Origin of the sequence: Williamsia sp. (genome assembly GCF_036566845.1) — a bacterium.
In the GTDB taxonomy this organism is placed as follows: domain Bacteria; phylum Actinomycetota; class Actinomycetes; order Mycobacteriales; family Mycobacteriaceae; genus Williamsia.
The window spans coordinates 51,200-65,080 of sequence record NZ_DATCVM010000138.1 but is presented as its reverse complement, the minus strand read 5'-3'; the positions used below and the strand labels follow the sequence as shown (position 1 = coordinate 65,080).

The following is a 13,881-nucleotide window of genomic DNA, read 5'->3' as shown; positions in this document are numbered from 1 at the left end:
TAGTTGTCGGGGATCGGGGCGCCCACTCCCGGTGATCGCGGCGCTCGATTCGGTTCCGGTTGCGCTCGATTGCGCCGTGAAATGCATGAAAGCCGAGGATTGGATCGTGGTCTGTGACTCGGCATTGAACTCGGCAAACCTGACGGTATCCGATCTCCAGAGCGCGATGGGGACTGTGCCCTATCGGATACGTGAGCTGATGGCGAAGTGTGATCCGGGTTCCCAATCTGGGACGGAGTCGTTTGCCCGGCTGAGGTTGCGGGCGGCAGGCTTCAAAGTGTACGTGCAACCAAGAATTCCCGACGTCGGCCGGGTCGACCTGCGGGTGGGCCGGCTGCTCATCGAATGCGATAGCAAAGAGCACCACACGAGTCTGGCCGACTACCAAAATGATCGGCACCGGGACCGCAAGGCGCTCCTGGGCAGATGGCTGACCATGCGGATCACCTATGACGACGTCCTCTATGGCTGGGACGACGTGCTCGCCGACGTGCGTGCGATCACCCGGGCCGGGCGCCATCGCATCCGGCCCTGAGATCGGCACCGTGCGCGATTGCAGAGGGAACTATGCCCCTGGTGGGACTTTAACGGGATCATCTCAGGGCACAACCACCCACAACGAGCCGGTTGCCGTCCGGCATCCGGCTCGCTGCGGCAGGCTAGTGCTGGATCAGCTTGCTCTCGCCTGCACGTACCGGGAAGTCGAATCGGTTCTCCGCCGGCGGCAGCGGGCACAGGAAGTGATCGGTGAAGGTGCAGGGCGGCAGGAATGCCCGGTTGAAATCGATGGTCACGGTGTCGCCGATGTCGCCGACCTCCACCTTCAGGAACCGGAAGCGCTGTGTCTCGTTGCCATTGGTGCTGTCGGCGAACACGATCTGGGCACTGCCGTCAGGTGCGGCGATCGCCGTCACAGTCCGCTCACTGCCATCGACCGTGATCCGAAGTTGCACGATGTTCTTCGCGGCGACGAACCCGTCCACATGCTTGAACGGGAGGTCGTTGCCCACGGACTCGACGACCCCGGTGACCACCCAGGCGGGATCGGGTGCGAAAGCATCGATCCCGGCCAGGGCGGCGCGCGTGGGAGCCTGCGGATCGAACACCCGGATCGCGATCTGTCCGTCGCGTCCAAGGGTGGTCAGCCGAAGCCGGTCGATCACGTAGGTCTCACCAGGTGCCAGTGTGATCTCGGTACCGTCTGGGCTCGCGTTGACGGCCTTGCCATCTCGCGTCGTCCACGTGCCGGGCACCGAATCGACCTCGAGGGGTTCCTCACCCAGCCAGTGGGTGCCGGTGACCGACGCAAGCCCATGGGTGCTGGTTGCGGCGGTTATGCGCTCGGCGTGCCAGGCCTGCCAGCTGTCGGTCCACGAATCGGGTGTGGTGGTCGTTGAGGTTGTCATGATGCGCTCTCTTGTTCGGTGGATAGAGGATCTTCGGAATTGGTCTGGGGCCCGCGGCGAGAAGAACATCGTGCGAACCGGATTCGGCGATTCTTCCGGCCTCGAACACCAGGATCCGATCGGCAGCGCGGGCGGTTACCATCCGGTGTGCGATCGAGACGGTGGTCCGGCCACGGGTGAGGGTGGCGAGCGCATTCTGCACCCGGACATCGGTCGCCGGATCGAGTCCACTGGTCGCCTCGTCCAGAATCAGCAGATCGGGGTCCACGAGCGCTGTTCTGGCCAGCGCCACGAGTTGTCGTTCCCCGGCCGACAACAGGTCACCGCGCAGTCCCACCTGTGTGCTCAGCCCGTCGGGCAGCGCGGCGCCAGTCTCGCAGTCCCAGGGAATCGATCACCTCGATGACCTCGGCCGGGCCGGCACCGGGTACACCGAAGGCGATGTTGTCGCCGACGGTGGTGTCGAACAGGAACGGATGCTGCGGCACAGGTGATGTCGGCAACGCTGAACGACGACGCGGGCAGGGTGCCCGGTGGGTACGCCTGCCAGGGCGGCACAACGGCGCCGGCCTGACCGGCGAGACGGAAGCGCTGCTCGGACGGCACGGGAATCTGGTCGACTGTCAGGGATCAGTCCGATAGCGCCGAGGCCGGTCACCTCACTGATGAACGGCAGAGCGAAATCTCGTTCTTGCGGCAGATACAGCTGTTGTAGGTAGGGGCCGCTGTGTGGGGTCACCTCCGCGGGCGCCCGGGTGGATACCTGGCTCAGGGCGAGTATCGAACCGGCCTCCCGGACCCCACGCGCCGTCTCGACCTCACCCTTCGGGTGCCACAGACCATGCGCGGCCGACGCTGCGGCGAGCACCGGCAGGTCGATTCGCTGACCGACTACGTCAGTCGACACGTCGACGGAACTGATACCGGCGAGTGGGCGCGGATAGATCGCAAAGCGCTGCCACTGCTGTTCGTTGTCTGCGGGCACCGTTCCGGCGCCACCTTCTAGGTAGTCACGCGCAAAACTCGCTTCGACCGCGTTCAACGGGCGACCTCAGCGACGACACGCCCGGCTGCGCGTTTACCCGGAATCGCATCGAGTAGCCGCTGGGTGTACGGGTCGGAGGGGTTCTGGAATACCTTTGCCACCGAACCGGATTCGACGATCTTTCCCTTCTCGAACACCGACACCGTATGCGCGACCTGCGCGACGACGGCCAGGTCATGGGAGATGAACAGGTACGTCAGGCCAAGGCGCTCCTGGAGTTCGGCCAGCAACGCGAGGATTTGCTCCTGCACCGAGACATCCAGCGCGGACACAGGTTCGTCGAGCAGGATGACTTCGGGTTCGAGGACCAGCGAGCGGGCGATCGCGACGCGCTGGCGCTGTCCACCCGACAGTTCGACCGGCAGTCGGTCGAGATGATTCTGGGGCAGACCGACTTGATCGAGTAGTTCCGCAGCCCGTTTGTGACGGCTACTACGGTCACCGATACGGAAGGACACCAGCGGTTCGATGATGCTGTCGCGCACCGTGAATCGTGGATCGAGCGATGCAAAAGGGTCCTGGTGGACCAGTTGGAACCGGCGGCGCAGCGGTCGGAGCTCGCGCCACGACAGCTCTGTGATGTCCGTGCCCTCGAACCGCACCTGGCCCGTCGTGGGCTTCTCGAGCCCCATCGCCACTCGCAGGGTGGTGGTCTTTCCCGAACCCGATTCGCCGACGAGTGCGTGGGTGCGACCCGGTGCAACCCGCACCGAGACGTCGTCGAGAGCGGTGAATGTTCCGTTGCGGCTGATCTGGAACTTCTTGACGACGGAGGTGAGTTCGATGATCGGATTGCTCACCTCGACCTGCTCGTCGGCAACTGCGAACCGCGGTTTGATGATGCCGCCCTGCGCCAATGCGGGTGCGGCGGCAATCAGCCGCCGGGTGTAGCTGTCGGCGGGATCCACCAGAATCGTTGCGGGCGAGCCCTCCTCGACGATTCGGCCGCGCTGCATCACAACCACGCGGTCGGCGCGGTCGGCGGCGACAGCGAGGTCGTGGGTGATGATCAGCAGTGCGATCCCGGTGTCCCGGACGAGTGACTCGAGGTGATCGAGGATGCGGGCCTGCACGGTGACGTCCAGGGCGCTGGTCGGTTCATCGGCGATGATCAGATCGGGTTTGCCGGCCAGGGCGATGGCGATCAGCACTCGTTGGCGTTGTCCACCGGACAGCTCATGGGGGTAGCGCTTGGCGAGCAGTTGCGGGTCCTCGAGTCCGGCCTTGGTGAGTGCATCGGCGACCTCGTCGCCGATCTGCGGGCCTTTGACACCACGGAGTTTCACCGCTTCGGCGACCTGCACCCCGACCCGCTGTGTGGGGTTGAGACCGACCATCGGGTCCTGTGGGATGAGGCCGACCACCGAACCCCGCAGGGTTCGTAGGACTTTCTCCTTGGCTCCGGCGATCTCGGTGCCGGCGATCTTGATCGATCCCGACGTGAGCCGTCCGTTCGCCGGGAGCAGACCGATGATCGCGTTGGCGGTCGTGGTCTTGCCCGATCCTGATTCGCCGACCACCGCGACCACTTCGCCGGGATGAACCTGAAGGTCCAGGTCATGGACCGCGGGGACGATCTTTCGGTTTCGCTGATACCCGATGTTCAGCCCGCTGATGTCGACCAGCGGGGCCACCGGCGAGGAAGTCTGCGCCTGGGCCGGTACGGCTTTCGAGAGGTTGGTGGTCATCGTTCGAGTTCCTGAAAGGTTTTGGCGATGTGGTTGAGCGAGAGAACGGTAGCCGCGATGAACAGACCGGGCATCAACGAGACCCACGGTGCAGTGACCAGGAAATTACGTCCGGTCGACACGAGCGTTCCCCATTCGGCTCTGGGCGGCGCGGCGCCGAAGCCGAGGAAGCTCAGCGCGGCGATGGATATGATCGCGACACCGAAGTCGAGCACGGCCAGCACGGCCACCGGGCCCCAGGAGTTGGGCAGGATGTGGCGGATCAGCACGCGAGACCAGGAGGCCCCGCCGGCCCGGGCGGCCTCGATGTACGGCAAGGTCTTCACGCGCAACACCTCGGAACGGGTGGTTCGCGCGAAACCGGGCACGATCCCGATACCCACTGCGATGGCGACGGGAACGGTGCCGAATCCGAGGGCGGTGACAATGGCCAACGCCAGCAACAGACCCGGAATCGCCAGCAGCACATCGACGCATCGCATGATGACCGAGTCGGTGATGCCGGCGAAGAACCCGGACACCACGCCCAGGGTCAACCCGACGACGATCGCGATGGACAGCGCGATGAGCGCGGCCTGAATTGTCAGCGTGGATCCATAGAGCGTTCGGGTCCACAGGTCGCGGCCCATCTCATCGGTCCCGAAGAGGTGAGTGGAACTCGGCGACTGGAGCCGGTCCGCCGGCGCTGTCTTGTACGGGTCGTAGGACGAGAACCACGACGGGAAGAATGCCGAGACACCAACGAAGACGATGAATGCCAGGGTGATCATGAACAGCGGTCGCCGCACGGCTTTGGCCACGGTGTTCCGCAGCGGACCCCAGCGACCACCGGGCTCGCTGGGACTCGGCGGTGTCAGGGAATGGTCGTCGCGTCCGACCGGGCGTTCCACCGGGAGGTCGATGCCCAGTGCCCCGACACTCGAGCCACTGAAGTCGATGCGATCCTTCAACTTCTCGGTCATGTCAGCTCACCTTTGTCTTGGTCGTGTGGCCGATCCGGGGATCGAGCAGCGGATAGAGCAGATCGACGATCAGATTGACGAACACAAAGGCGGCAGCGGCCAAGACGACAATGGCCAGTACCACCGGAATGTCCTGTGCCAGGACCGCTTCTTGGGCGAGCTTGCCGATCCCGTTGCGGTTGTAGACGGTCTCGGTGACGATGGCGCTGGTGACGGTCACGCCGACGAGCAGGCCGAGGATGGTCAGCGCCGGCAGTGCGGCATTACGGAATGCGTGTTTGAGTTGGACCGCACTCCGCGACAACCCCTTCGCGCGGGCGGTGACGATGTACTGCTCGCTGAGGGTTTCGTTGAAGCTGCGAGTCAATACCTGTGCCAGCGCGGCGGTGGTCGGGATCGCCATCGTGATGACCGGCAGGACAAGATGTTCCGGCCCACCGGTGCCCATCGACGGTAGCCAGCCGAGATTGAATGCGAAGATCTGGATGAGGATCAGCGCGATGAGGAACGAGGGGACCGCAACTCCGAAGGCGGGCAGTCGATCCAGGAACATCCGGACCGGCTTGTTCTGAACAAACGCGGCCAGGTAGGCGAGCGTGGTGCCGGCGATGAGTGCGACCACTCCGGCGAGCGCGGCCAGAAGCAGCGTTCCGCCGATCCGGTCGCTGATCAGCTGGGACACGGGAGCCTGCTTGGAGATCGACAGGCCGAAGTCGCCGTGCAACGAACCACCGAGCAGTGTGAGGTACTGATCCAGCATCGATTTGTCGAGACCGTACTTGGACTTGACCGCAATCAATTCGGCCGGGGACATCGTGTCCGGGTCGAGTCCGGCGGCACCCAGCTGGATTCCGACCGCATCGCTCGGAAGCAGGTACAGGATCACGAACGTCAGGGTGAACGCCGCCCACAACACCACAACCGCCTGGGCGATTCGGCCTGCGATATACCTCGGCATGGCTGTGGCTCCTTATCTGTGCTGATCGACCCGGTGCCGATTCGATGTGTGCCGGTTGGCCCCGGTTGTGGGCCGGGGCCAACCGAGCTGGGGTTGTTACTGCTGGATCCAGGTGTCGTTGAGCGACATGAAGCTCTCGGAGGTGAACCGGAATCCGTTGACCTTGTTACTGAGTCCGGCAAGCTGCTGCCGTTCGAACAGCGGGAACGTCACACCCTGGTCGATCAGCAGAGCCTGCAGGTCGTCATACGCCTGTTTGGTCTGGGCCTCGTCCGTGGTCTGCGTGGCCTTGACGAACAGCTGCTGGATCTGCGCGGCAACTTCAGGGGTGGCGGCGTTGTGCGCCACTGCCTTCTGATTCGCGAGTGCCTCTACCAGGATGAACTGCAGCGCACCGGGATCGGCGCGGGTGAAGTAGTTACTTGTCAGATCGTAGTCACCGCTCTTGAAGAGCCCGATAGCTTCCGCCTGGGTGACCACCTTCAGCTGAAGGTCGATGCCGACCTGACGCCACTGGTCCTGCAGGAGCTCATTGCCGGCGGCGTACTGCCCGATGATCGGATAGGTCAGCGACAGCTGCTTGCCGTCCTTGGCACGGTACTGGCTACCGGGGGCCAGGGTCCAGCCGGCGGCATCGAGCGCTTGGCCGGCAGCGTCGGGATCGAAGCCAAGCTTGTCGGCCTGCGACTGGAAAAACGGTGTGGTGCTGTTGAAGGCACCTGCAACCACCGGGTAGTCAGGTCCGAAGACCGTCGCCGCGTTCGTCGTGAGGTCGGTGGCCTGGTACAGCGCCTGGCGGACCTTCGGATCTGACAACGGTTTGCCGGCGGTGACATTCGGGAACAGTGTGTTCGACACACCGGGTAGCGACCGGGCCTCGATGTATCCGCCCGAATTCTTGATGAGCTCCTGGTCTTCGACGGTGAGCGGGTTCCGCGGCCAGGCGATGTCGATGGCGCCGCTGACCAGGTTGCCGGTGCGGACACTGTCCTCGGCGACATAGGTGTACTTGACGGCGTCGAGGTAGGCCGCGCCGGTGTTCTTGGACAGGCTCGAGCCCCAGTTGTATCCGGCTCGGCGGCTCAGCGAGATGCTCTGGCCGGGAGTGTAGTTGTCGAGGACGAACAGGCCGGAGGCGGCGAAATTGCCGAGGCAGCGTTCTTCCGGCGTCTTCTGGAACGACGCGGGGGACAGCAGGGCAAGGTTGGTGGTCGAAGTCGCCTGCAGGAAAGACGAGTTCGGCTGGGTGAAGTGGAACGTCACCGTCTGCGGGTCGACCACGGTGGTTGATTCGAGGCCGAGGATGTAGCTCGTCCCGAAGGCGGTGCCGCCACTGGTCTTGGCCAGGTCGATGAACGCGTCGAAGTTGGTCTTGACGGCCGCCGCGTCGAGTGGTGCGCCGTCGGAGAAGGTGACACCGTCGCGGAGGGTGAAGGTGTAGTCGAGGCCGTCGGTGCTGATCTCCCACTTGCTGGCGAGCCACGGCACGATCGCGCCGGTGTCCGGGTTCTGGTCGGTCAGCGAATCGGCGACGTTGCGGATCACCGAACGGTGTTCGATCCAGTATGTCTGGAACGGGTCGACACAACTGAAAGTCGGGTTGTCGGGGAAGTAGGCAATGTCGAGCGTTCCGCCGCGCACCGGATCTTGGCCTTCGCCGGAGGGTCCGGAGTCGGCGTCCGAACCGCCTGAGCTACAAGCGGTGACGACCAGGGCGGACATCAGCGCCAGCGCGCCGGCAACCTTGAATCGGCCCGATCTCGGACGTGTGTGTTGACGCATTTCGTGTTTTTCCTTCAGGGTTCAGCGAATTGATGGTGTGAAGCCGGAGTCAGGCGCGCAGAGCTTCGCGCCCGGCCGCCAGCAGGGCGGTGTCTTCCTGGGGTGGATGCACGCGGACACAGAGCACGTCGCGCAGATGTCGTTCGAGCGGATTGTGGCGGGTGAGTGCGGCATTGCCGAGCGCCGCGACGGCGGTCTGGACCGCGGCGATCACCGAGCGGGCGATCTGTACCTTCACCAGCGAGAGTCCCGCTGCAACAGTGGGATCGTCGGCTTCTACGCGCAGCAGCGTGCCATAGAGAAGGGTCTCGGCCTGCACGATCTGGGCCTCGATCTCACCGGCCACGGTCTGGATGCGTTCGGTCTCGGAGATCGGGCGACCCAGCGCGGTCGGCACGCGCTCACGGGCGTAGGTGGCGAATGCAGAACGGGCCGCCCGCGCAACTCCGACGTACAGCGCGGGGTGGCCGAAACCCGTTGGGCCGGTGGCGGTGGCCGGGTCACGATAGACGCCGTCCGTCTTCGGGATCTCCTGGAAGTTCTCGGCCCGCACCTCGACGTCGGAATAGCTGACGTCGTGGGTGCCCGATGCCCGCAATCCCAGATGGTCCCAGGTGTCGTGCCAGGTGATCCCATTCGCCTCTGCGGGCACGATCACATGCCCAACTCGCGGCTCGGCTTCGTCGGTGACGGCCCACACCAGGTGGTACGCCAGCGCGGTGCCGCCCGTGGCGAAGGTCTTGCGTCCGTTGAGGACCCACCCGGAGTCGGTGCGCCTCAACGTGGTTTTGGGCAGACCGCCGCGGGCTGGGGCGCCCAGTTCGGGCTCGGCCCGGATCACGTTGACCGGAGCGGGTCCCAGCGCCGACCGGTGCAGCAGGTCGGCGTAGATGTCGGCCGGCCAAGAGTCGGTGGCCGACTGCATCTGATGCAGGGCCAGGTTGTTGGCGGCGATCAGGGCCACCGACGGATCACCTTCACCCAGGGCGACGATGATCTTCACGATCTCGAACGGGCCCAGTTCGGGTCCGCCGAAACGGGCGGCGACGGACGCGGTGAGGTAGCCGCCTCGATGTGCCGCTTCCAGTCCGGCGACGGGGATGTCACCGCTGCGATCGTAATGTTCTGCGGTGGCAGCGACTTCAGCTGTCAGCGCCTTCAGCCCGGCCGGTGAGACGTCGGGCACCGTAAGCGTGATCGGGCTGACCGATACGGCGGTCATGCCTGTGCCGCCGTCGCGAATGCGCCGAGGTGATCGGCCTGCAGCGTGCCGCGTCGTCCGGTCGCCTCCCGGTGCGCGAGGTCCTGCCGAACGAGCGGGATCACGTAACGGCCGTAGTCGATGGCGTCGTTGAGGGTGTCGTAGCCGCGAATCGAGACCAGGTCGGCGCCGAGGTCGATGTAGTCGAGGATGGCTGCAGCCACCGTCTCCGCGCTGCCGACCAGCGCGGTGGATGCGCCGGCGCCGTTGACAGCAGCTGCCGTCCGAGTCCACAGAGCCCGGTCGTAGATGTCCTTGCGGTTGGCGAAGTCAAGCGAGCGTTGCGATCCCACGTTCTGCGGTGTCTGCGAACCGAAGGCCTTGTACACCGGGTTCGAGGCGAAATTGGCCTCGATACGCTCGACGTAGTTGTAGGCCTTGGCCCAGGCGAGCTCGTCCGTGCGATCGATGATGGGACGGAACGTGACCCAGATCCGCGGCTTGTCGATACGTCCCGACTCGGCAGCGATCTGGTGGACCCGCTCGATCTGACTCTTGATGTCCGCCAACGGTTCTCCCCAGAAGCTGAAGATATCACCCTTGCGGCCACCGATTTCGAACGCGGCATCGCTCTGACCGCCGATGGAGATCGGGATGTGCGCGCCGTACGGGGCGAATCCGGGACCGAAGTTGTCGAACTTGTAGTGGGTCCCGCTGTGGGAGAACGGCTTTGTTTCGGTCCATGACTTCCTCAGGATGTCCACGAACTCGTCGGTGCGGGTGTAACGCTGATCCTTGGTGAGGTAGTCACCCTGGCGGGCCTGCTCGGCGTCGTTGCCGCCCGAGATCAGGTGGACCACGGCGCGGCCTTCGGTCAGCTGATCGAGTGTGGCAAGCTGCTGGGCGGCGACGGTCGGAAAGACGGTGTTGGGACGCAGCGCCACAATCGGTTTGATGGTGTCGCTGAGCTGTCCGACCGCGGAGGCGAGCACAAACGAGTCCGCACTGTTGGAGCCGTAGGGCAGCAGGGTGAGGTCGAAGCCGCCGTCCTCCAGGGCCCGCACGTAGCGGCGGAAGAATGGGAGGTCGATTCCGCGGGCCGGAACGGGGTTCAGTTCGGTGGACGGATTGAGGTGCGTGAGGCTGATGAACTCGACCTTCGACGCCGCGGTGGCCGGCAATGACTGGGGTTCGGCGCTCATGGTGGTCCTTCCTGGACTGACTTTGGGAGCAGGCCGGTGAGTGTCCGCGCCTGGTTCGTGAAGGGATGCTAGGGCCGTTGTGTCGGTGGAACCAGGGTTCGGATCACCATTTTCGATTGGTATTGCCGATGGCAACCGATCCGTGGTTCTGATTACGTCTGCGCAGGTCATCGCACCCATTGATGCAATCAGAAGGGACTACAAATCGGGATTGGACCAGGGTTTCGATCGCGGAGAATCTAAAGCGCCCGTCAATTGGGCAGATGTATGCGACGCCGGGTATGACAGAGATAGACAGACCCAAACTTTCTAGGAACAGGTGAGCTGAGATGGCAGACCCCCTCGATCTGGTCCACCTGCGCACGCTGGTGGCCATCGCCGAGACCGGCGGCTTTCGCCGTGCTGCCGACTCGTTGCACCTGAGTCAGCCGACCGTGAGTCAGCATGTCCGGCTGCTCGAGAAGCGGCTCAAGCAGTCGCTGGTGGTCAAAGACGGTCGCGGTTCCCGGTTCACGGGCGCCGGGGAGCGACTGGTTCTCGAAGCCCGCAAACTGCTCACCGCGCAGGACGAGGTGCTTCAGCGATTTTCGGTGTCGGTGCCGGAGAAACTCACCATCGGCTCCACCGAACATGCAGCGGACGGCTTGCTCCCGGATTTGCTCGGTGCTCTGCGCGCTGCGTATCCCGAAATGTGGGTCCAGTTCCGGATAGATCGATCGACCTCACTTGCCGAATCGGTGAGCAAAGGTGCCCTCGATCTGGCAGTCGTATTGGGCGGCAACGCCGATCAGGTGGGTGCCGAGGTCGGTTCCCTCAACCTGAAGTGGGTCGCGGCGTCAGGCTGGGACCTGTCGACGATCGACGGGCCGATCTCGCTCGTGGCCTTTGAAGAACCGTGTGGATTGCGGCGCCGTGCCATCGCCCAACTCGATGAACTGGGGCAAGCAGTGACGGTCAGTGCCGAGTCGGGCAACCTCGACGGGGTACTCGCCGGGACCAGGGCTGGATTGGGCATCGCGCTGCTGCCGTTTTATGGGGCTGTTCCCGAGGGATTGCGTGAGATCACGGATCTGCCGGCGATGGGCGCGATCGATGTACGTCTGGTGGCTCGCCGGGGCCTCGACACCGAGGTCGAAGATGCCGCCGTGGATGCGGTGTCGGCCCACTTCGCCGGCCGTCGGCGCTTGCAGGGTGTTGCCTGATGGCGCGTGATGAGGTGTTGATCTCGGCAGCAGAGCTGGCCGATCTGATCGCCGGGCCAGATCCGGTAACAGTGCTCGACGTCCGCTGGCGACTGGATCAACCGGACGGTAGCGCCGACCACGAGACCGGTCACATTCCCGGCGCGGTGTACGTCGATCTCGATTCCGAGCTGTCGGATCATTCGGTGACCGGTCGTGGTCGTCATCCGCTTCCGGGTGGCGACGCACTGCAGGCCTCGGCGAGGCGCTGGGGTGTGCGCGCCGGCGTGCCACTCGTGGTCTACGACGACTGGAATCGCGCCGGCTCGGCGCGAGCGTGGTGGGTGCTCGGTGCCGCGGGTATCGCCGACATCCGGATTCTGGACGGCGGGCTGACCGCCTGGGTTGCTGCGGGCAACGAACTCGACAAGGGCAGCGAGAACCCTGTTGCCGGCGACGTCGTGGTCACACATACGGACCTCTATGCCGGTGCGCTCCCGACGCTGACGGCCGAGCAGGTCTCCGACTTTGCCGGTGTGCTGGTGGATGCCCGGGCTCCCGAGCGCTACCGCGGTGAGGTCGAACCGGTCGACGCCGTGGCCGGGCACATTCCAGGTGCCGGCAACGCGCCGAGTACCGCGACGCTCGACGAGAACGGACTGTTCCGCGACGCCGCTGAGTTGCGTGAGTTCTTTGCGGGCGCCGGCGCTGACGGTAGCGGTCCTGTTGGTGTCTACTGCGGTTCGGGAGTCACCGCCGCGGTGGACCTGGTCGCATTGAAGATTGCCGACGTGGATGCGTCGCTGTTCCCGGGTTCGTGGTCTCAGTGGAGTTCAGACTCCACCAACCCGGTGGCCACCGGTTAGTCGCTCCCGGGCCGTAACCCCGTCGAACGTGCCTTGCTTGCTTGTGCAGTTTGCACTTTTGGCACGGTCAACGGCATTGGGGGCACGGTCGACGGATGGTGCCGCCGACCGTGCCCATATCACCGCCGACCGTGCCGAAACTGCTGCCCGGGGGCAGGGTTCTTACCCAATGCTTGGCTAGATCGTCTTGCCGGGGTTGAACAACCCACTCGGATCGAGTGCCCGGCGAACGGTCCGCTGCACATCGCTGGCATCGGGACCGAGTTCGCGCTCCAGCCAACTTCGTTTGAGGACACCGACTCCGTGTTCTCCGGTGATCGTTCCGCCCAATTCGATTGCGGTACCGAAGATTTCATCAGCTGCTGCCACAGCTCGGTCGTAAGCGTCGGGATCCTGCTCGGGCACGACGAGGATCGGATGCAGGTTGCCGTCACCGGCGTGGCCGAAGGTGTGGATCGCGGTGTTGTGGCCCTCGGCGATCTCGGTTACTGCCCGGATGGCCTCGGCGATCCGCGATCGCGGGACAGCGATGTCCTCGATGAGCACCCGGCCGTGACGTTCGAGTGCCGGCAACGCTGCGCGGCGCACCGCCAGCAACTGATCCGCAGCCTGCGGATCGTCTCCGACCATGACGCGAGAAGTGAACCGTCCGAACGCAGATTCGAGAATCTCTGCTTCCGCATGCGCGCCGAACCCGTCGGTCTGGGCGACCACAAACGCACCCGCGGACTCTGCATTGATTCCGAGATGGTCCTGCGCCTGCCGCAAAGACGCCTCGTCGAGCAGTTCCATGAGCGAGGGCCGCGCCCGGGCCGCCAACCCTGCCGTGGTGGCCGCCGCGGCTTGATCGACATCGTCGAAATACGCCGCGACCGTGACCGTGTTCACCGGAATGGGCTGCAACCGGACCGTCGCCGCGACGATGACACCCAGCGTGCCTTCGGAACCGGTGAACAAACTGGTGAGATCCAGTCCCGCAACACCTTTGGCGGTCCTGCGGCCGGTGTGGATCAGCCGGCCATCGGCGAGCACGATGCTCAGGCCCAGAATGGAATCACCGGTGACCCCGTATTTGACGCACCGCAGCCCGCCCGCATTGGTTGCGATGTTGCCGCCGATGGTGGAGATGGCGGCGCTCGCCGGGTCCGGTGCGTACCGCAACCCGAACTCCGCGACAACGGCATCGAGGGAAGCGGTGATGACTCCGGCCTCGACGACCGCGAGCTCGTCATCGGTGGAGATCTCGAGAATGCGGTTGAGACCACTGACATCGAGCACCAGAGAACCAGTCCCGGCGCTCGCTCCGCCGGCCAATCCGGTGCCGGCGCCGCGGACCACGACAGCGAGTCCGGAGGCCGCGGCATAACGTACCGCATCGCGGACATCGTCGATTGATGTGGCCTTGACCAGGACCGCCGGTGCACCGTCTGGAACGAACCCGGACCGGTCGATGCGGTACGCGGCGGGAATCTGGTCGCCGATCAGTACCTGGCCGGTCAACGACTGATCCGAAAGCGCAAAAGAAGACACAGTTCATCATGTCCGGCAGTCGGTGATAAGCCCAGCTGCGGGTGATCGCAATCTCTGATC

At 64.7% G+C, this 13,881-nt stretch carries 12 protein-coding genes and 1 pseudogene; 3 read left to right on the top strand and 10 right to left on the bottom strand.

Going from position 1 to position 13,881, the window contains the following annotated elements; genetic code table 11:
• Positions 1–535 (top strand): hypothetical protein (locus VIQ49_RS13370; RefSeq protein ID WP_331885312.1); only part of this gene is annotated, 535 nt, incomplete at its 5' end.
• Between the two features lie 124 nt (positions 536–659).
• Here VIQ49_RS13370 and VIQ49_RS13365 read toward each other — a convergent pair.
• From VIQ49_RS13365 to VIQ49_RS13330, 9 genes and pseudogenes are all read right to left on the bottom strand, one after another.
• Complete coding sequence (locus VIQ49_RS13365) at positions 660–1,406, bottom strand: DUF1684 domain-containing protein (protein ID WP_331885310.1); 747 nt, start codon at positions 1,404–1,406, stop codon at positions 660–662.
• Positions 1,407–1,692: 286 nt separating this feature from the next.
• Positions 1,693–1,743 (bottom strand): annotated as a pseudogene (locus VIQ49_RS28945) (hypothetical protein); the annotation flags it as partial.
• Between the two features lie 57 nt (positions 1,744–1,800).
• Positions 1,801–2,448 (bottom strand): alpha-hydroxy-acid oxidizing protein, encoded by a 648-nt coding sequence (locus VIQ49_RS13360; RefSeq protein ID WP_331885308.1) that lies wholly within the window; start codon positions 2,446–2,448, stop codon positions 1,801–1,803.
• Positions 2,445–4,139: an ABC transporter ATP-binding protein gene (locus tag VIQ49_RS13355; protein ID WP_331885306.1), complete on the bottom strand. Its 1,695-nt coding sequence runs from the start codon at positions 4,137–4,139 to the stop codon at positions 2,445–2,447. The genes VIQ49_RS13360 and VIQ49_RS13355 overlap by 4 nt, the downstream gene beginning before the upstream one ends.
• Complete coding sequence (locus tag VIQ49_RS13350; protein WP_331885304.1) at positions 4,136–5,101, bottom strand: ABC transporter permease; 966 nt, start codon at positions 5,099–5,101, stop codon at positions 4,136–4,138. Before VIQ49_RS13350 ends, VIQ49_RS13355 begins: the two co-directional genes overlap by 4 nt.
• A gap of 1 nt (position 5,102) precedes the next feature.
• Positions 5,103–6,059, bottom strand: a complete 957-nt coding sequence (locus tag VIQ49_RS13345; RefSeq protein ID WP_331885302.1) for an ABC transporter permease — start codon at positions 6,057–6,059, stop codon at positions 5,103–5,105.
• 96 nt (positions 6,060–6,155) lie between these two features.
• Complete coding sequence (locus VIQ49_RS13340; protein ID WP_331885300.1) at positions 6,156–7,841, bottom strand: ABC transporter substrate-binding protein; 1,686 nt, start codon at positions 7,839–7,841, stop codon at positions 6,156–6,158.
• A 49-nt stretch (positions 7,842–7,890) separates the two neighbouring features.
• Complete coding sequence (locus tag VIQ49_RS13335) at positions 7,891–9,063, bottom strand: acyl-CoA dehydrogenase family protein (RefSeq protein WP_331885298.1); 1,173 nt, start codon at positions 9,061–9,063, stop codon at positions 7,891–7,893.
• Complete coding sequence (locus tag VIQ49_RS13330) at positions 9,060–10,244, bottom strand: LLM class flavin-dependent oxidoreductase (RefSeq protein ID WP_331885296.1); 1,185 nt, start codon at positions 10,242–10,244, stop codon at positions 9,060–9,062. The genes VIQ49_RS13335 and VIQ49_RS13330 overlap by 4 nt, the downstream gene beginning before the upstream one ends.
• A 329-nt stretch (positions 10,245–10,573) precedes the next feature.
• On the opposite strand from VIQ49_RS13330, the gene VIQ49_RS13325 reads away from it, so the two are divergent.
• Together VIQ49_RS13325 and VIQ49_RS13320 are read left to right on the top strand one after the other, a co-directional pair.
• Positions 10,574–11,446: a LysR family transcriptional regulator gene (locus VIQ49_RS13325; RefSeq protein ID WP_331885294.1), complete on the top strand. Its 873-nt coding sequence runs from the start codon at positions 10,574–10,576 to the stop codon at positions 11,444–11,446.
• Complete coding sequence (locus tag VIQ49_RS13320) at positions 11,446–12,291, top strand: sulfurtransferase (RefSeq protein ID WP_331885292.1); 846 nt, start codon at positions 11,446–11,448, stop codon at positions 12,289–12,291. The genes VIQ49_RS13325 and VIQ49_RS13320 overlap by 1 nt, the downstream gene beginning before the upstream one ends.
• A 177-nt stretch (positions 12,292–12,468) precedes the next feature.
• Here VIQ49_RS13320 and VIQ49_RS13315 read toward each other — a convergent pair whose 3' ends face one another.
• Positions 12,469–13,791, bottom strand: a complete 1,323-nt coding sequence (locus tag VIQ49_RS13315; RefSeq protein ID WP_331885290.1) for an FAD-binding oxidoreductase — start codon at positions 13,789–13,791, stop codon at positions 12,469–12,471.
• Positions 13,792–13,881 lie beyond the last annotated feature (90 nt).

Coding starts and splice junctions, on each gene's coding strand:
- VIQ49_RS13335 (WP_331885298.1), bottom strand. CDS start 9,063: ATGACCGCCGTATCGGTCAGCCCGATCACGCTTACGGTGCCCGACGTC.
- VIQ49_RS13340 (WP_331885300.1), bottom strand. CDS start 7,841: ATGCGTCAACACACACGTCCGAGATCGGGCCGATTCAAGGTTGCCGGC.
- VIQ49_RS13365 (WP_331885310.1), bottom strand. CDS start 1,406: ATGACAACCTCAACGACCACCACACCCGATTCGTGGACCGACAGCTGG.
- VIQ49_RS13330 (WP_331885296.1), bottom strand. CDS start 10,244: ATGAGCGCCGAACCCCAGTCATTGCCGGCCACCGCGGCGTCGAAGGTC.
- VIQ49_RS13320 (WP_331885292.1), top strand. CDS start 11,446: ATGGCGCGTGATGAGGTGTTGATCTCGGCAGCAGAGCTGGCCGATCTG.
- VIQ49_RS13355 (WP_331885306.1), bottom strand. CDS start 4,139: ATGACCACCAACCTCTCGAAAGCCGTACCGGCCCAGGCGCAGACTTCC.
- VIQ49_RS13350 (WP_331885304.1), bottom strand. CDS start 5,101: ATGACCGAGAAGTTGAAGGATCGCATCGACTTCAGTGGCTCGAGTGTC.
- VIQ49_RS13345 (WP_331885302.1), bottom strand. CDS start 6,059: ATGCCGAGGTATATCGCAGGCCGAATCGCCCAGGCGGTTGTGGTGTTG.
- VIQ49_RS13325 (WP_331885294.1), top strand. CDS start 10,574: ATGGCAGACCCCCTCGATCTGGTCCACCTGCGCACGCTGGTGGCCATC.